This is a genomic window from Bradyrhizobium tropiciagri, assembly GCF_018130545.1.
Classification (GTDB): domain Bacteria; phylum Pseudomonadota; class Alphaproteobacteria; order Rhizobiales; family Xanthobacteraceae; genus Bradyrhizobium; species Bradyrhizobium tropiciagri_A.
In genome coordinates this window covers 493,562-510,964 of sequence record NZ_JAFCKF010000003.1, presented here as the reverse complement: position 1 = coordinate 510,964, position 17,403 = coordinate 493,562, and the positions used below count along the sequence as shown (strand labels likewise).

Here is a 17,403-nt window from a genome sequence, read left to right as displayed (position 1 = left end):
TCGACGTCTCAGCCTAAGGTTTGGCGCTTCGTTGCGCTTCTGCCGTAACGGCGCCCTCGACCGGCTCGTAAGTCTCGGTCACGCAATTGTCGTCGGCCTCGACCTGCCGGCGATCGAAGATCGCGCCGTCACTGATGAAGACGCGATAGGTCTGCGTCCCGAGTGGCTTGCCGATCACAGATGTCAGCTCGGCGCGGACGCAGGCGGTCCAGCCGGTGCCGCGCGGATCGTGCAGCGGGGTGGAGACCCGCACATGGGTGGGCTGCGAGCCGGCGGTGAACACCGAGTCCAATTTGCCGGCAACCAGCCGTTTGACATCCGGAGGGGTCTCGAGCGGCGCCGGCTCGGTGGCCTTGACCTTTAACATCTCAGGCCACACCGCGTGGCTGTCCGCGAGCCCGCAGCCACTCAAAATCAAGGCGGCGCCTGCCAGCAGCGCCGCCAGTTTTACTGGTCCCTGTCCCATCCCGCGAATTTAATGTACCGCTGCCAAGATTGCGCCCCCCTGGTGGGGCTGTATTCACGTCACGTGACGCTTTGTCGATCAACAAATGTCGAGCGACAAGTTATCTTCGGGGTAGAGGTATTGCCGGATGTTTCCACGGCTGCGGGGGAGAGAGATGGACATGAAAAGCTTCACGGTCGCTGCCGTCGTCCTGGCGCTGATCGCGACACCGACCCTGGCCCAGGGCCGGCGAGGCGGCGGGGGCGACGACAGGAAGACGGAGCAGAAGCCGAAGGTCGACGAGAAGGCCTACAAGGCCGCGCTCGATCGTATCCCTGAGCCCAAGGAAAAATACGATCCCTGGGGCGTCACCAAGCCGGCTGCCGATCCCGCCAAAAAGCCGAAATAGTCAGCCGAACGAGCCGGACGCAGCGGGCGGCTTCAACAGTTCCATCAGAACGTGTGTCCGTAGCCGCAGATTGCCGCACGGCGTGAACCTTCACCTGATGGCATCAGACCCATCTCCGATGTCATTGTCGGAGGCCGCCATGTTGCGCCGTTCGCTCCTCAGCCTGCTCGTTCCCGCTGCGATCCTGTTCAGCGCCGCGCCGGCATCGGCGGAAAACCGGCTGGCGCTGGTGATCGGGCAGTCCGCCTACAAGTCGGTGCCCGCGCTCCCCAATCCGGCCAACGATGCCAAGGCCATGTCGCAGATGCTGACCGATGCCGGATTTGCAGTGACGACGGCATCGGATCTGTCCCAGGATGAGATGCGCGCCCGGATCAGCGACTTCGCCGGCCAGGTGGCGGCGAAGGGGGCCGACACCGTGGCGCTGGTGTTCTACGCCGGGCACGGCCTGCAGATCGATGGCGAGAACTATCTGGTGCCGGTCGACGTCGATCCGAAGCGCGAGGCCGACATCCCGATCCAGGCGGTTCGCCTCAACGACATCCTGAACACGCTGACCTCGGTGCCGAGCCGGATGCGCATCGTGTTGCTCGATGCCTGCCGCAACAATCCGTTCCCGGAACTCAGCAAGACCGCGGGGCATGGGCTTGCCATTGTCGATGCCAGGATCGGCGCGCCCGGTACCTTCGTGTCGTTCTCGACCTCGCCGGGGTCGGAAGCCGAGGATGGCAGCGGCGCCAACAGTCCCTATACGACCGCGTTGCTGGCGACCGCGAAGGAGCCGGGAATTGCGATCGAGGACACCTTCAAGCGGGTTCGGCTTGCGGTGAACAAGGCGACCGACGGCCGCCAGACGCCGTGGGACTCCTCGTCGCTCACCGACGACTTCCGCTTCATCGCGGCAACGGCGGCCGCGTCAGCGCCAGTGCCCGCGGCCACTCCGACGCCGGCGCCGGCTGCGGCCAACCGCACCGTCGACGAATGGAAGCGCGAATTCCAGGGCAAGCCGATCGAGGTCGCGAACGAATTGATGGTGATCGACGGCACCGATGAATCCTATGAGGCCTTTGCCGCGATCTTCGCCGGCACGCCGCGCGGCGTGCAGGCGCGCGACTGGCTCGACCGGCATCGCCGCATGGTGGCGTGGAACAACGCCATCATCGCCAATACGGCGGCGGCCTATCGCAGCTTCCTGGTGCAATATCCTGACAGCGACCTGACGGCCACCGCGCGCAAGATGATCGAGCGGTTGCGCTACCGTCCCGACCTGACGCCGGCCGCCGTGGTCAGCGTGCCCGCGACCAATGTCGCGCTGGCGGCGCCGACCTGTCCTTGCAACGCGGCGCCGCCAGCACAGCAGAAGGCCGCTATCGCGCCGGCGAAGAAGCGTGCCGAGCCCGATCCACCGCGGCGCGCCGGCAAGCGGCCGCCGCGCGTCGTGGTCGAGGACGACGTCGTGGTGGTGCGTCGTCCGCCGCCGGCCGTGGTCTATGAGCCCGTCGGACCGCCGATCGGAATCGGGATCGGCATCGGCGGCGGTGGTTATCGCGGCAATTATGGTGGCGGCTATCGCAGGGGTGGATACTGACGCGCCGATCGCGTAAACGCATCCCGGCATGAGATGCGCCGTTCGCATCTCGCGGGAGGACGCAATGCGATCCCTGTTTGGCCTGCTCGCTGCGCTGCTGTGCGTACAGCCGGCGCTCGCCTGGGAGTACTGGGGCGGCGACCGCGGCGGCACACGCTTCTCGCCATTGACGCAGATCACGACCGACAATGTCGGCACGCTGGTGCGCGGCTGGGAATTCCGCACCGGCGATCTCGGCGCCCGCCCGCCCGAGGTCATGAAACGCACCAAGTTCGAGGTGACGCCGCTGTTCGTCGAGGACAGCCTGATCCTCTGCACGCCGTTCAACGAGGTGATCGCGCTCGATCCCGGCACCGGCGCGCAGAAATGGCGGTTCGATCCGCAGATCAGCATGAAGCAGCGGCCGGCCAACCGCTTTGTCTGCCGCGGCGTCGCCCACTGGACCGATGAGCGTGCAGCCGAAGGCGCGGCCTGCAAGTCACGCATCTTCACCGGCACCAATGACACGCGCCTGATCGCGCTCGACGCCAAAACCGGCAAGCCCTGCGCCGATTTCGGCAATGGCGGCGAGATCAAGATTGACGCCGGGATGAAGCTGGAATGGCCGGGCGAGTTTCAGATCACCTCGGCGCCGGTGACCGGACATGGCGTGGTCGTGGTCGGCTCCGCGATCGGCGACAACCGGCGGGTCGATGCACCGCTCGGCGCGGTGCGCGCGTTCGATGCGCGGACCGGCCAGCCGCGCTGGACCTTCGATCCGCTCGTGCATAGCGGGATCGAGGCCGGTCACAGCAATGTCTGGGCGCCGATGTCAGTCGACGAGGAGCGGGGCCTGGTGTTCCTGCCGACGACATCGCCCAGTCCGGATTTCTGGGGCGGCAAGCGCCCCGGCAATGACGAGCACGCCAATTCCGTCGTCGCGCTGCGGATCGAGACCGGCGAGCTGGTGTGGGCATTCCAGACCGTGCATCACGACGTCTGGGATTACGACCTGCCGGCGCAACCGACGCTGGCGCGGATCGATACCGGTTCGGGCATGCGCGACGTCGTGATCCAGCCGACCAAGCAGGGCTTCGTGTTCGTGCTCGATCGCGACACCGGCAAGCCGGTGTGGCCGGTCGAGGAGCGCGCGGTGCCGCAGAATGGCGCCGAGGGCGAGAAGCTGTCGCCGACGCAGCCGTTCCCGACCCATGTGCCGCCACTGCTGACGCAGCGCATGACGGCCGACGATATCGGCGGCATGCTGCCGGGCGTCGGGAGCCCGGCTTGCGAGAAGCTGCTTGCGCAATCCCGCAATGAGGGTCTGTTCACGCCGCCGTCGACGCAAGGCACGATCGTCTATCCGATGACCGGCGGCGGCGTGAACTGGGGCAGCGCGGCGTTCGATCCGGTCAACCAGATCCTGTTCGCCAATGTCAGCCATGCCGCGCACGTCATCACGTTGATTCCGCGCGACCAGGCCAAGGGCTTCAATCCGCCGCCCGGCCATGATTTCGGTCAGCAGGAGGGCGCGCCTTTCGCGATGTCGCGGGCACTGGCGAACTCGGAGGTGGGATCGCCCTGCAACAAGCCGCCATGGGGCGAGACGGTGGCGGTCGATCTCAAGGCCGGCAAGATCCTCTGGCATTCGTCGGTCGGCACCAGCGAGGATGTCGCGCCGCTCGGCATCGCACTCAACACCGGCACGCCGCTGCTCAGCGGCGTGGCGATCACCGCGGGCGGACTGCTGTTCACCGGCGCGATGGACGCCTATCTGCGCGCGTTCGATGTCAAATCGGGACAGCAATTGTGGCTCGGCCGGCTTCCGGTGCCGGGCGTCGCCAATCCGATGACCTATCTCTGGAAGGGCGAGCAGTATGTCGTGATCGGTGCCGGCGGCCATTCCGAGGCCGGCACATCGATCGGCGACAGCGTGGTGGCGTTTCGCCTGCCGCGCCAGGGCGAGGGTGCTTCGCTGTGGACGCGCCTGATCGATCGTCCGGGCGGACGCTTCGTGCTCAAGGTGATCGAGGTGGCACTTGTGCTGATTGCGCTGTCTGGGCTCGTCGCGCTGCTGTGGCGCCGGCGACGCGCGCGCCGCTCGCGATCCGCTTAGGTACTCCCTCCCGCAGGCGCGCGCCGCCAAAATATCGAAAAACAACCCCATGCAAAGTAGCCGGCGGCTGCCGGCGTTCGAAAAGCAGCTTGACACGTCGGGCAACTCAGGGGTATTTTTCTAATATTCCGAAATTGTGCAGAACGTCGCCTCGTGCCGTTAGTCTTACTGCGTCACGATCCTGTCTCCGTCGTCATTGCGACGAGCTCGCGACAAGATCGCAAGGCAATTTTGCGCTGAAGCGACGAAGCAATCGATCCAACCGCATTTGCGGACAGATGGATTGCTTCGCGTCGCTCGCAATGACAGCCGGATTCGTTCGTAGCCTCACGGGACCTGCAAGAACGACGATTGTGGAAATGCCGCCTTGTGGACCAACTTCGCCGCCTCCGACTGGTCCGGTGTTGGGTGCAGTCCGGACTTCTCATCAACGATCCTTGACCGCCGCATTTGACCCTGAGCGGAAGTCGAGACCGCCGCCGGACACCTGATGTTCGAGCAACGCAAGCTCCCGCCAATTTCATCGGCTGTCAGTGTGCCTTATTGTGCGAGTACGCCGCGTTGCTCCCATGGTCCCGGATTGAGAACCGCGCCGTTGACTTTGCCGGCTGCGTCTCGGACGAAGGCGATCCGCGTGTGATCGCCACTCTCGACCTGGAATTCATCCTTTGAGCGAACCGCCACCGATGTCGGCTGGCCTTTGTCGAAATCAAGGATCGACCACCCGCCTGTTGCTTCAACGACCAGCTTGCCATCTGCGACACGAATTCGAAGCTGGACGCTGTGCGAAGGGACAGCCTCTCGGGTAAAGGTGACAATGATCGGATCACTTTGGTTTTGGCGGAAGATTTTGAGCTTGATCGCGGCGTTGACCGGACCTGAAATCCGGCGAAAGGCCGCTTCCAGGGTCAGGCCCCTGATAGAGCTGTCGCCGACCGCGGCGATGAGATCTCCCGCCATGACGCCTGCCTTAGCGGCAGGGCCTGCGTCGACCAATTTGATCACCCTCAGGCCGCCGGTCTCGGCGACGACGGACTCGAGCCCGGTCCAGCCATTGCCGTCGGCGACCAGGACCTGTCTGTCCAGCGAACTTGTCGACCCGCCGAAATCGTAGCGTCCGACATAGTCGGTGAGGGTGTCGGCCGTTCCTTGCTCCGACGCGACCGGCGCGGGGGCTTCAGGGACCTTCAGCGCCGTGTAGGGCAGACGCCGGATGGCATTGAAATAGAATCCGTTCTCACTGTACTCCCTTCGCTGCATCATCATGATGAGGATCAGCTTCTGTGCCGGGTCGACCGAGAAGAACGTGCCCCAGCTTCCCTGCCAGTTGAAGCTTCCGACTGCGCCCGGAATGTAGCTGAAATCCGGGCTGGTGCGGACTGCGAAGCCGAGCCCCCAGCCCGTACCGAAAGCCGGACCGACTTCATGTCCTGCGATGTGCATGCCGGGCGGCAGCGAATTCGTCGTCATCAGCCGGACCGTTTCAGGCTTCAGGATGCGCACGCCGTCAAGCTCGCCGCCGTTGAGCAGCATCTGGCAGAAGCGCAGAAAATCAGGAACCGTGGAGACGATGCCTCCGCCGCCCCAGAAGAGCGTTTGCGGCTTGCCGACGTCGCCTTCCGAAAGGGGTTGGGGCTGCGCGCCCGGCACGGCGACGAGACGGACAAGCTTGTCCTGCGGTACCGAGAAGCCGCTATCGACCATGTGCAGCGGCGCGAACAGGCGGCTTTGCAGAAACTGATCGAAAGGCTGTCCCGACACGACTTCAATGACGCGGCCGAGCACGTCGTAGCCGATGGCATATTCCCAGACTTCGCCCGGCTGGTGCGCGAGCGGGAGGGTGCCGAGGCTTGCGACGAAATCGGCGATCGGCTTGTCGCGCCGAAACGGGGCCTTGATGCCGTAAAGCAAATGCACCGCCGCATTCTCAAATCCGGGATCGCCGTAATCCCCCGTGGCATAAACCAGCCCGGACGTATTGCGCAGCAGGTCACGGATAGTCATCGCGCGCTTCGCCGGTTCAAAATTTCTCTGCGCAAGATCCGAGAGGATCGGATTGCCGGTGGCCGGATCCTTCCTGACGACCTGCATATCCCTGAGCTCCGGCAGATACTGCGCCACGGGAGCATCGAGGTCGAGCTTGCCGTCATCGACCAGTATCATGGTGGCGACGCTGGTGATCTGCTTGGACATCGATCCGATGCGAAAGATCGAATCCGGCCGCATCGGCGTTTTCTTGTCGTGGTCCTCGAAGCCGGTGGCTTGCAAATAGGCGAGCTTGCCGCCCCGAGCGATCCCCACGACAAAACCGGACGGATCGCCTTTTTCGCTCTGCGCCTCGAACCAGGAGGTCATGCGCGCCAGCCGTCGCGCCGAAAACCCGAGGCTGTCGGGGTCGCCGACGCTCTGCAAGTCGTCGGCACGCGCCGCGCCTGCCGGATAGAGTGTAAGCGCCGCCAGCGCGGCCAATAGAACGACAAACCGCTGATTTCGCATGGGGAGCCCCGTTGGCGCAACGACTGCGAGGAGGGATCGCCATCAGTCTGTCGAATGTTTTCGATTCCTTCTCGCCGATTCCCGCAGTTTGGCTGGCCGATTTCTAAACGACTGGCCGATTCTTCAATCGGTCGTGCCACGGGCTGCATTTCCCGCCATTGAGAGACGGCGGAATTCGGTTGGGGTCAAATTGGTCGCCGCCTTGAAGGCGCGGTTGAACGGCCCGATCGACTGGAAACCTGCGTCCATGGCAATTGTCAGCACCGGGACTTCTACTTGTTCAGGGTCGACCAGCGCTGCCTTGGCTTCCCCGATCCGGTAATGATTGAGGAACGCATTGAAATTGCGATAACCGAGGCCCTCGTTGATAAGTTGCCGCAGCCGGTACTCCGGCACGCCAAGCTCGACGGATAGCAATTTGATGGTCAAGCCCTCACGCCGGTAGATGCGCTCGACGGTCATGAGCTGTTCCAACCGGCGCAGGAGAGCCGGTTCAATCGTGGCAGGCTTGCTCTGATCGTCAGACGCCTTGGCTGGCGCGCCGAAGCGGACATTTGTCGGGGGCAACAGGATTGAACCTTCTCGCGTCCCCGCTTCCAGCAGATTCCATGCGCTCAAGCCGACCAACACGAACAGAGAAAGAACGTTGGCGACGCTAGTCATGGAAAAAGTGGGATACGAGGGCTGCTGCAGGAAGCTCAAGTAAGAGTTGAGAACGATTTGGGCCGACGCCCCTATCAATACGACCAGCCGGAGCCGACGCCGGCCCTGCACCAGGTCCGCCGGCCAGGTGACAAGCGTCTGGGCCACCGCCAACAGGGCCAAGCCGGGAAAGGCAAACGACAGCGTGCGTTCGATCGCAACCTCGAGCGCGGCCGATCGTGTGATGCCGCTGGCGTCCAGCCATTGCGCGACGACGACGGCTGCCCACAAGACGCCATGCCAGGACCGCGGGACGAAATCGTCGTCGAAGGCAGCACGCGCCCATAGCCAGAACACGACACAGTTCGCGCTGGACAACGCCAGTAGCAACAGGCCCCACCACGCAAACGGCCGCGGGAATGTCGGCGTCGAGCAGATCGTTGAAGCCGCAACGCCGATCGCGAGCGCGGCGCCCAGCAGTGCGGCCCTGCTATCGCGGCGATCGCGCAGCGCCATGGCTGCGATCAGCAGGCACAATGCGACAACGGCGCCCCGTAACCCTAGGTCGATCGACATCAAGCCGCTGGTGCCCACTATCGGAAATGCTCCAAACGCCATTGTCGAGCCGCGTAGGCTCGCTCATACGCCCTGGGCGCAACTGATGTCGAGTCGTCAGACAATCTCGAAGCGGCTACGAACTGAAAGAGCCCCGATCCGGCTCAGACGTTGATGTCCGAAAGCCAGCCCGCAATGGCCACTTCCGGTTTTGGCCCTTAGCGGACGTGTCCGCCGAAGCGCTGGACATCCGCTTTGCCCCAAAGCTGACGATCTGAGCTATATATCCGTCCGGCTTTCCGTGGCGGAGACTCCCATATTTTCCTAACATTTCGATCTCAGGCCAGCAGGTCGCGGCGCCCGATCCCAAAGATGATGAGGAATTGACATGCGTGCTCTCATTGCGGCGTTGTTGTTGGCTATCGCCGGGCCAAGCCTGGCGGCCGAAATTGTTGTGACTAATGGCGATACGCTCCAACTGGACGGTACGATCTATCGGCTGGAAGGTGTCGATGCGCCCGAAATCGACCAGATGTGCCTCGACCAAACCGATGACGTCTGGCCGTGCGGGGTTGCGGTGCGCGATCGATTGAGCGCGCATATTGGAAGTCGCGCCGTTCGCTGCGAGGACAAGGGGCCTGACCCGATCTACAAGCACCGGCGGATCGCAGTTTGTTCGATCGAAAACGAAGCCACAACGCTCAATGAGTGGCTGGTTCGTGAAGGATGGGCGATTGAGTTCGAGCCTTCGGCAAAGGGCCGTTACTCGGCAGAGGAAGCTGACGCACGCGAGAACTCGCGCGGACTGTGGAAAGGATGTTTCGCAGAACCGCGCGAGCTGCGAGGATGGAATCGCAATGGAGCGCGGCTCGTCGGCGGCGGTTGTCACGTTGGCCATGAAAACCGAACACGCGACAAGCTATTCCGCGTCGACACCCCCATGCCGCCGGGATGCCCGATCAAGGCTAAGCTGGCGCTGCGGGCGGTGGGCTATGAAGGCATTTATCACCTGCCACGTTGCGGAAGCTATCAGCGCCTGAAGCGGGCTCAACGCTGGTTTTGCTTTGAGCAAGATGCATTGGCGGAGGGATTTCGCAAGGCGCTGACTTGCCGATAGATGATGCGGCTTTTCGCTTCGCTCGCAATGACGGCCGGATTCGTTCGCAGCCTCGCAGGATCTGCAGGAAGGACGATTGTGGGGATGTCGCCTTGTGGACCAACTTCGCCGCCTCCGACTGGTCCGGTGTTCGGTGCAGTCCGGACTTCTCATCAACGATCCTCGACCGCCGCATTTGACCCATTACAGACATCGGTCATGTCATTAGCGCCTCATTCACTTGAACGCTCAGCAAGCTACTGCCTGTTGTTGCCCACCGTCGCCCCGGACTAGCAATGCGTGCTTTAATCGTTGCGTTTACCCTTGCTCTCGCACCGCTCACCGCTCAGGCGGAAGACGCGTTAAATCCACCGCATCCAGCGCTTGCACCAATTCAAGCCGAGCTTAATCGGTGCAAGGAGGCAAAGCCGGGGAATATACCCGAAATGCTTTGCACGATTGACGCCGACAAAGCCGTCGATGCGGTATTGAATGCCCTATACGGCGAGATTGTTGCGAAACTCAAACAGGCGGGTGGGCCGGATCAGGACGTCGAAGATCGAAAGGAGTTGCTTAAGCGACTGATTGCCTCGGAGCGGGCGTGGATTGCCTATCGAGAGGCGGAATGCTCACACGCGGCCGCCGAGATGTTAGGCGGCAGCGGGGAGAAAACCTTGCTGGCGGAATGCAGCTTGTCGATGAGGCTGGATCGTGTGAACTCGCTCTTTGGGCTCTACCGACAAAGATTTCCAGAAATCGCCAAATGAGAAACAGGAGCCATGGCTACGCAGACCGTGGGTCTGTTTCTAGCCCAAATGCGAAGTCTGGAAGGGCTGCTCGATCGTCTGCTTGAAGGGTGCAGAGCGGAAACGGGAGGACGAGCCATGCTGCGAAAGATATTGCACGTCACTTCGATCGGCCTAACTGTCGTAGTTCAACTGCCGTCAGCTTATGGACAGTGGCCTTCGGCTCGCGACGTGAACGGACAATGTGTCCGCTATATATGCGAGCATCCGCCCGATCTTAGGTGGTGTGATAAACCGCTGAATGGAGCGACGTTGTTTTCTGGACGAGTGGTCGCGCTCGCGTACGAATGCCAACATATGACTGTTTCGCTACGGGTCGATGACGCACCGGCAAATGACTTGCCCGTCGATATGGAAATCGAGGTGGGCCCGTGCGTAAGGTTCTACGGAAAGCTTGGAGAGAGCATTCGGGTCGCTGTAGCAGAGCCGCATAGTTTTGACCGGCGACGGTACAAACTTTCCTGCGATTTCCGGTGATCGCCATTGCATCCGTTGCAAACCGCCAGTTTTGCTTCTGGCCCTGACGGACATTCTCCACAAGCATCGCCGCTGTCGGCTTTTTGAGAGCGATGCGGACCTCGCTATCCCTCTCGCATACACTGGATTTTGAGCACACACGCGGTTCTCATCACGTCTATGCGCGGCGCCGTCACAAATCAGAAGCACGAGTTCTCAATGCGTGCACCGAAACGACGTGCAGGCAAACGCGCGCGATGTCATGCTTGCGTTCGCCGCGACGCTTCGCCTACGAGGTCGCGAGCGGACGCGCTGGGCCTCCAGCGGCCTGTTCATTTCAGATCATTTGCCTTGGAGATTGCAATGAAGATCACTGCCTCGATCATGCTTGCCGCCGCGCTCGCGCTGTCGTCCGCGCCCGCCAACGCCACCGTCCTCGATCTCTCGACCATGACCTGCAAGCAGTTCGTCGAAGGCGGCGACGACACCATCAAGATGGTGCTGGTCTGGATGGACGGCTGGTACAAGGGCGATTCCGACGAGGCGATCATCGACACCGACGTGTTCACCGAGAACGCCAAGAAGTTCGGCACCTATTGCGGAAAGAATCCGACGATCAGCATCGTCAACGCCGCCGAGGCGGTGCTCGGCAAGTAAACTTGCAGCGTGGTTGGTCTGAACCCTCATGGTGAGACGCGCAGTACGCGCGTCTCGACGGAGTTTCGTTTATTCAGCTTGCTCAGTGTCATCACCCGCGCATGCGGGTGATCCAGTATTCCAGAGACGGTCGTGCTTGAGCCGATAGGCCGCGGCGTACTGGGTCGCCCGGTCGAGCCGGGCGACGACAACAGTAGATGCGGACAAAGCCTCACATCTCTCGGGATGACGGTGATGGCAGCGTAGTTCATTCACGCGCGTCGCCTCGGTGTCCTATCCCGGCAGCATCGCGAACGCGCTCGACACCATTGCCACCGGCTTGTTGTCGGTGGCGGAGAGCAGCGTGACGCGGCCGAAGCTCATGGTGCGGCCGAGCCGCACCACGCGGGCGTCGGCCAGCACGTCGGAGGCGGTCACCGCGCGCATGAAATGCGTGGTCTGGTCGACCGTCGTCATCGGCCGATAGCCCTTGTTGGCGGCGAGATTGGCCAGCACCATCGCGGTGTCGGCGAACGCCATCAGCGCCTGGCCGCAGACGATGCCGCCATTGCGACACAACCGCTCGGAAAACGGCATGCGCAGGATGGCGCCGGGCTGCCAGTCGGGATCGCCGCCGGCGGGGGCTGCGATGTCGAACTGCTCGATCGACAGATTGAGGTCCTGCACCCATGGCGCAAAGACGTCGCCGAGCACGCGCTTCGCGTCGTCGATCCCGAATTCACTGGCCTGCTGCATGACGTCCCGTTTCCTCCGCTGATGTTCTTGCTGTCATCTATGACCTAGTTGGCCGTGACATGCACGCCAGGCCGCTTGCCGTCATTCCATTTGCCGTCGATCGCGCGTTCGATCTGGGCGGCGAGCTGGAGCAGGAGGCCATCATCGGCCTGCTTGCCGATGGCCTGGATGCCGAGCGGCAGGCCGTGCTCGTTGGTCGCGAGCGGCAGCGAGATCGCCGGGATGCCGCAGAGATTGGCCAGCGGCGTGAAGGCGAAATTGCGCCAGAGATTGCCGAACCAGTCCAGCACCGACGGATTGTCGCTGATGGTGAGATATTCCGTGGTGCCGACCTTCGGCGTCGGCAGCGCCGTGACCGGCGTCAGGATGATATCCCAATCCTCGAAGAAGGCGCCGAAGCCGCGAGACGTCGTATTGAAGACAGCCTGCATGCGCGCGCGATCGGCGAAGCTGAAATGCCTTCCGTGCTCCCAGATCCGGATGTTGATAGGCTCGATCAGCTCCGCCGGCGGCCGCTCCAATCCACGCGCGGCGAGCATGTTGCCGATCACGACGGCGAAATTGCTGATGTAGCAGCTGGTCTGCGCCGCGAAAGCTTCGGTGTAGTCGATCGCCGGCAGGGCGTAGTCGACCTGATGGCCGAGGCCTTCGAGGAAGCGTCCGACCCGCTCGAGTTCGGCTGCGATATGCGGCGTCGCGCGATAGTCGCCCCATGTGTGCGACAGCGCGATCCTGAGCCGACCGGGGTCGCGCGCGACCATCGTGGTATAGGGCTCAGCCGGCGTCCAGAACGGCATGAACTCGCCGGGCGCGGGGCCGCGGCAGGCGTCGACGAAGGCCGCGGTATCGCGCACCGTGCGCGACTGGCAGCCCTGGATCGAGACCAGGCCGGTGAGATCGGACAGGTGAGGTGCGAGCGAGAACACGCCGCGCGACACCTTCAGCCCGATATTGCCGTTGACGCCGGCCGGAATCCGGATCGAGCCGCCGCCGTCGGTGGCATGCGCGATCGGCACCGCGCCGGCCGCGACCATCGCCGCGCTGCCGGCCGATGAGCCGCAGGTGGTGTAGTCGGTGTTCCAGGGATTGCGCGTGACATAGACCGCAGGGTTCTCGGCCGAGCTGCAGACCCCGAACTCCGGCGTCGTGGTGCGGCCGATCAGATTGAGGCCGGCCTTGCGCAGCTTGGTCGTCAGGAAGGTGTCGGCTGCGGCACGATTGCCGCGCATCATCAGCGAGCCCATCTCCTGCAGCCGTCCCTTCATGGTCGGGCCGAGATCCTTCATCAGGAAGGGCAGGCCGGCGAACGACCCGTTGAGATCGGCGCCGTCGCGCGCGGGATCGGCGATCACGTCGTCGAACAACTCGACCACGCCGGAGAGCGCGGGATCGACCTTGGCGACCGCGGCGGCAGCCTGTGACGCCAGCTCCCGCGGCGTCAGCTCGCCGCGCCGGACGCGGTCGGCGAGCGCCGTTCCGTCATGCCGCGTCCATTCGTCCCAGCTCATCGCCAAAGTCATTTCGTCGATTCCTTTTCTGCTTTGTTGCGTAGTGTAATTTGCGCGGCCGCCCGGTCAAATCATCACACGGCCGCGGCGCTCGGGCGCGCTCGCGCTGCGTTCCGACGCGCTTGCGCTGCGTTCCGACGCGCTTGCGCTGCGTTCCGACGCGCTTGCGCTGCGTTGCAAACGCCGTGCCCGGCATGAAAATGCCCCAGTTTCGGCGCCCAATTGCCCTTCGTCAGCGGTGTGGGGGCGTACATGGTCCGCAGGTTGGTGTTGCTCGGCGGCGTGATTGTGATCGGGTTGGCGCTCAGTGGTTGCACGCGCTGCGGTCCGGTCTGGGACGACTGGATGCAGTCGCCGAAATCCTGCAAGTCGGACAACCTCTAGGGCCGCGACAGCCCGCCTGCCAGACATGCTTGGCGACAGCTTTGCGGCGGTGATATACCGCGGACGAAAATGCAAGGAGCGTTCTCATGAGAGTTTTGTGCGCAGTCGCGGTTGCGGTGCTGCTGTCGGCGCCGGCCTATGCGCAGATGCCGAACATCAATTTGATGCCTGAGGTCAAGTCCAAGACCCAGGAAGAGAAGGACCAGGACGCGGTCAATCAGAAGGCCTACAAGGATTCGCTCAGCAAGATTCCCGACGCCAAGGGATCGTCCGATCCCTGGGGCGTGGTGCGCAGCGACGCGCCGAAGGCGGCGGCCCATCCCCCCGCCAAGCCGAAGACCAAGACCGGCAGCTCCGCGCAGCCCGGCAGTCCTACGCAGCGCAGCCAGTAAGCGCCGTTCGGGTCGGCCTCGACGGCATGGCGCAGACTCGGATTCTCCCGGCACCGCGCCTATATTGGGGGTGTCGTCAGTTGGTCCGGAGTTGCGGCAATGGTGTTTCGTCCGCGCGATCTCGCCAGCCGGATGGCCGCGCGGCGCAAGCCGGATGACGGCTTTCTGCGCGAGACCTTCAGCCTGCCACGCGATCAGGCTCGCCTGCGCGCGCGTGACTTTCTCGAGCGCTACCCCAAGGCCGCCTATATGAGCGCGGTCGAGAGCTGGCGCGAGCTGCCCGGCGGCGACATCGAGTTCACGATGCGGCGGCTGGCCAGCGCGGACTGAATCCGTCCGAGCCGTCCTCAATCCTCATTGTTGCGGCCGCGGGTCTGCCCCCGTCCGAGATTGTTCAGCTCGCGGTCGATCCGCAACTGCACGCGGCGGATCGCCAGGAGGTCGAGCTTGGCTTCGGTCTTGCCGGTGAAGACCCGGTCGCCGATCTGGAAACGCCAGGTCCAGACGCCGGCCGCGAGCTGCGTGACGCTAAATTCGACGCCTCTGTGAATCATCTGGAACGGTTCCGCAAAATGGATGGCGGTCGTTGATAATTAAACCAAAGGTTGTAACTATAAATAACACGCGTCAAACTTTTTAATGGAATGGGCTGCGCCCGTGCGGGCGAAGCATAGGATCCCGGTTGGGAATCCGTTGGCTGGCGGCATCGCCTGAGCCGCGCCGGGCGAACGGCGGTGGTTGGGCCGGCCAATGTTACGAACACTGGTGGAACCCGAGTCTTCCCTGGAACGCTACGTAGTTTTTTTGGGCGTCAGGAGGGGTACCAAGGTAGTATGCAGATTGTGCCAATGCGTTGCCGGGCGCGCATATAACGTTTTGATGTTGGAGTTATTTTCCAGGCGCGCCTGCGTTGCATGCATCCGGAACTTTGTTCTTGCCCGGAGAACTACGGATCACGGCCAGGGCGGGATTCTTCCGACGCCGATCCGGAGGCGTCTCAGTCGGTCGCGCGGGCGCCACAGAGAGCGCGGCGTCCACAAGCTGCGAATGGTCCACGCCTTTTCCGTCACGCCCAGCGCCTTCGCTTAAGGACGATTGCGTTGAGTTGGCGGCGCTGCCGTATGATCAGGCTGGCGTTCAGAAGGTGATTGATCGATTGAATGGCGTGAAGGCGCTTCTGCCTGAGAAGCCGGTAGCGGCTCCGCAAGCCGATGATACGAGCGCGCAATGAAAGAGGCCGCCAACTGAGGCGGCCTCTGTGTTGAGTGGCCCCAGCAACATGGGGGCCTTGTAGGGGAAGGCTCGTTGCTGGGGCCGTCTACCGGCCCGCGTGGCGCGTGCGGGCCAGGTTCAAACGAGCAAAGCAGCGGCGGCTATGGCGATAGGGCAAAGACCCAGTGCGACATAGCCTATGCGGACAAGTACTTCGGCCATGGCACATCCCCGGTAGTCACTGCACTTATCCTAAGTTAATCGGGGAACTATTCCCGCGCAAAGTGCAGTTTGTGCCACCACTACCCAGCCCCGTATTTCTACGGCCTTACGCTGCGAACAGGAGAAGGAGAGCCAGCACCCCAAACGCTATTGAAGCGTATCCTGCGATGGTGATGGCGCGGTCCCGGGTCATGCTCGGCATGTTTCCGAACATTGCCGATGCGCCCGTTGATCTGGGTCAAACCCGTGCGCTGAATGCGAAAGGAACTCCGTTCACCCACGGAGAACCCCGGTAACCCTTGTAGAGAACGGTTGGCGGACCATAACGATTGCTATGGGCAGAACATTAGCCATCCCGACTCAGTAGTCCTACCGAGAACAACGGCTAAGCATTGGTTTCCGTTCGCTTAATCCGAACTAGGATACTTCAAAAATCAACTTGGGACACTGAGCCTTAAATACGGACAGCACCTACCAGCCAGAAAGAACATATTGCGAACATAGAACAAACGTGGTACGAGGTTTCCTATCAACAACGCATTCCATTCGACCTCATCGCCCGTTTGTCCCGCTAGCGAATCCCCGCCATAAGGAGCACATCCCAAATGTCCGCCACTGCACTGCGTATCGTCGAAGGATCCTCCATGGACAAGTCCAAGGCCCTCTCAGCCGCGCTCTCCCAGATCGAGCGTCAGTTCGGCAAGGGCTCGGTGATGAAGCTCGGCAAGAACGACCGCTCGATGGATGTCGAGACGGTGTCATCGGGGTCGCTCGGGCTCGATATCGCGCTCGGCGTCGGCGGCTTGCCGAAGGGCCGCGTCGTCGAGATCTACGGGCCGGAATCCTCGGGCAAGACCACGCTGGCGCTGCACACGGTGGCGGAAGGCCAGAAGAAGGGCGGCATCTGCGCCTTCATCGACGCCGAACACGCGCTCGACCCGGTCTATGCGCGCAAGCTCGGCGTCAACATCGACGAGCTCCTGATCTCGCAGCCGGACACCGGCGAGCAGGCGCTTGAGATCTGCGATACGCTGGTGCGCTCCGGCGCGGTTGACGTGCTGGTGGTCGATTCGGTCGCGGCGCTGGTGCCGAAGGCCGAACTCGAGGGCGAGATGGGCGATGCGCTGCCCGGCCTGCAGGCCCGCCTGATGAGCCAGGCGCTGCGCAAGCTCACCGCCTCGATCAACAAGTCCCACACCATGGTGATCTTCATCAACCAGATCCGCATGAAGATCGGCGTGATGTACGGCTCGCCGGAGACCACCACCGGCGGTAACGCGCTGAAATTCTATGCCTCGGTCCGTCTCGACATCCGTCGCATCGGCGCGATCAAGGAACGCGACGAAGTGGTCGGCAACACCACCCGCGTCAAGGTGGTGAAGAACAAGCTGGCGCCGCCCTTCAAGCAGGTCGAGTTCGACATCATGTACGGCGAGGGTGTCTCCAAGATGGGCGAGATCCTCGACCTCGGCGTCAAGGCCGGCATCGTCGAGAAGTCGGGCGCCTGGTTCTCCTATGACAGCCAGCGGCTCGGCCAGGGACGCGAGAATTCCAAGGCCTTCCTGAAGGCGAACCCCGACATCACCGCCAAGATCGAAGCCGCGATCCGGCAGAATTCCGGCCTGATCTCCGAGCAGATCCTCGCCGGCACGCCCGAGCGCGACGCCGAAGGCGAGGAGCCGACGGAGGAGTAATCTCCCGGTTT

16 protein-coding genes are annotated in these 17,403 nt (G+C 62.9%); 10 read left to right on the top strand and 6 right to left on the bottom strand.

Annotation, left to right across the window (positions count from 1 at the left end):
- Positions 1-13: 13 nt before the first annotated feature.
- On the bottom strand, positions 14-466 hold the full coding sequence (locus JQ616_RS15135; protein ID WP_212015513.1) for a hypothetical protein: 453 nt from the start codon (positions 464-466) through the stop codon (positions 14-16).
- 160 nt (positions 467-626) lie between these two features.
- Between JQ616_RS15135 and JQ616_RS15130 the strand changes: the two genes are divergently transcribed.
- The 3 genes from JQ616_RS15130 (at position 627) to JQ616_RS15120 (ending at position 4,537) form a co-directional block, all read left to right on the top strand.
- On the top strand, positions 627-854 hold the full coding sequence (locus JQ616_RS15130; protein ID WP_050401150.1) for a hypothetical protein: 228 nt from the start codon (positions 627-629) through the stop codon (positions 852-854).
- Positions 855-993: 139 nt separating this feature from the next.
- Complete coding sequence (locus tag JQ616_RS15125) at positions 994-2,442, top strand: caspase family protein (RefSeq protein ID WP_212015511.1); 1,449 nt, start codon at positions 994-996, stop codon at positions 2,440-2,442.
- Between the two features lie 64 nt (positions 2,443-2,506).
- The gene (locus JQ616_RS15120) at positions 2,507-4,537 is read left to right on the top strand and encodes a pyrroloquinoline quinone-dependent dehydrogenase (protein WP_212015509.1); all 2,031 of its coding nucleotides are present in this window, start codon (positions 2,507-2,509) and stop codon (positions 4,535-4,537) included.
- A 540-nt stretch (positions 4,538-5,077) separates the two neighbouring features.
- Here the strand turns inward: JQ616_RS15120 and JQ616_RS15115 are convergent.
- Together JQ616_RS15115 and JQ616_RS15110 are read right to left on the bottom strand one after the other, a co-directional pair.
- A complete protein-coding gene (locus tag JQ616_RS15115; RefSeq protein WP_212015507.1) occupies positions 5,078-7,033 on the bottom strand; it encodes a serine hydrolase domain-containing protein in 1,956 nt (651 codons plus the stop codon).
- Between the two features lie 123 nt (positions 7,034-7,156).
- Positions 7,157-8,251 carry an AraC family transcriptional regulator gene (locus JQ616_RS15110; protein WP_249136799.1) on the bottom strand — a complete coding sequence of 365 codons (1,095 nt, stop codon included), beginning with the start codon at positions 8,249-8,251 and terminating at the stop codon, positions 7,157-7,159.
- A gap of 367 nt (positions 8,252-8,618) precedes the next feature.
- Here JQ616_RS15110 and JQ616_RS15105 point away from each other — a divergent pair, with 367 nt between their 5' ends.
- The 3 genes from JQ616_RS15105 (at position 8,619) to JQ616_RS15095 (ending at position 11,245) form a co-directional block, all read left to right on the top strand.
- A complete protein-coding gene (locus tag JQ616_RS15105) occupies positions 8,619-9,347 on the top strand; it encodes a thermonuclease family protein (RefSeq protein ID WP_212015505.1) in 729 nt (242 codons plus the stop codon).
- 275 nt (positions 9,348-9,622) lie between these two features.
- Positions 9,623-10,093 (top strand): lysozyme inhibitor LprI family protein, encoded by a 471-nt coding sequence (locus JQ616_RS15100; RefSeq protein WP_212015504.1) that lies wholly within the window; start codon positions 9,623-9,625, stop codon positions 10,091-10,093.
- A gap of 858 nt (positions 10,094-10,951) precedes the next feature.
- Positions 10,952-11,245: an HdeA/HdeB family chaperone gene (locus JQ616_RS15095; RefSeq protein ID WP_028339845.1), complete on the top strand. Its 294-nt coding sequence runs from the start codon at positions 10,952-10,954 to the stop codon at positions 11,243-11,245.
- Between the two features lie 273 nt (positions 11,246-11,518).
- Here the strand turns inward: JQ616_RS15095 and JQ616_RS15090 are convergent, their stop codons facing one another.
- On the bottom strand, positions 11,519-11,980 hold the full coding sequence (locus JQ616_RS15090) for a PaaI family thioesterase (protein WP_212015503.1): 462 nt from the start codon (positions 11,978-11,980) through the stop codon (positions 11,519-11,521).
- A 44-nt stretch (positions 11,981-12,024) separates the two neighbouring features.
- Positions 12,025-13,500: an amidase gene (locus JQ616_RS15085; protein ID WP_212015502.1), complete on the bottom strand. Its 1,476-nt coding sequence runs from the start codon at positions 13,498-13,500 to the stop codon at positions 12,025-12,027.
- Positions 13,501-13,740: 240 nt separating this feature from the next.
- Between JQ616_RS15085 and JQ616_RS15080 the strand changes: the two genes are divergently transcribed.
- The 3 genes from JQ616_RS15080 (at position 13,741) to JQ616_RS15070 (ending at position 14,594) form a co-directional block, all read left to right on the top strand.
- Positions 13,741-13,872: a peptidylprolyl isomerase gene (locus JQ616_RS15080; RefSeq protein ID WP_212015501.1), complete on the top strand. Its 132-nt coding sequence runs from the start codon at positions 13,741-13,743 to the stop codon at positions 13,870-13,872.
- Between the two features lie 86 nt (positions 13,873-13,958).
- On the top strand, positions 13,959-14,264 hold the full coding sequence (locus JQ616_RS15075; protein ID WP_212015499.1) for a hypothetical protein: 306 nt from the start codon (positions 13,959-13,961) through the stop codon (positions 14,262-14,264).
- 99 nt (positions 14,265-14,363) lie between these two features.
- Complete coding sequence (locus JQ616_RS15070) at positions 14,364-14,594, top strand: hypothetical protein (protein WP_212015497.1); 231 nt, start codon at positions 14,364-14,366, stop codon at positions 14,592-14,594.
- Between the two features lie 17 nt (positions 14,595-14,611).
- Here the strand turns inward: JQ616_RS15070 and JQ616_RS15065 are convergent, their stop codons facing one another.
- Positions 14,612-14,818, bottom strand: a complete 207-nt coding sequence (locus JQ616_RS15065) for a hypothetical protein (RefSeq protein ID WP_212015495.1) — start codon at positions 14,816-14,818, stop codon at positions 14,612-14,614.
- 1,485 nt (positions 14,819-16,303) lie between these two features.
- On the opposite strand from JQ616_RS15065, the gene recA reads away from it, so the two are divergent.
- The gene (gene recA, locus JQ616_RS15060; RefSeq protein ID WP_016848520.1) at positions 16,304-17,392 is read left to right on the top strand and encodes a recombinase RecA; all 1,089 of its coding nucleotides are present in this window, start codon (positions 16,304-16,306) and stop codon (positions 17,390-17,392) included.
- Positions 17,393-17,403: the final 11 nt, after the last annotated feature.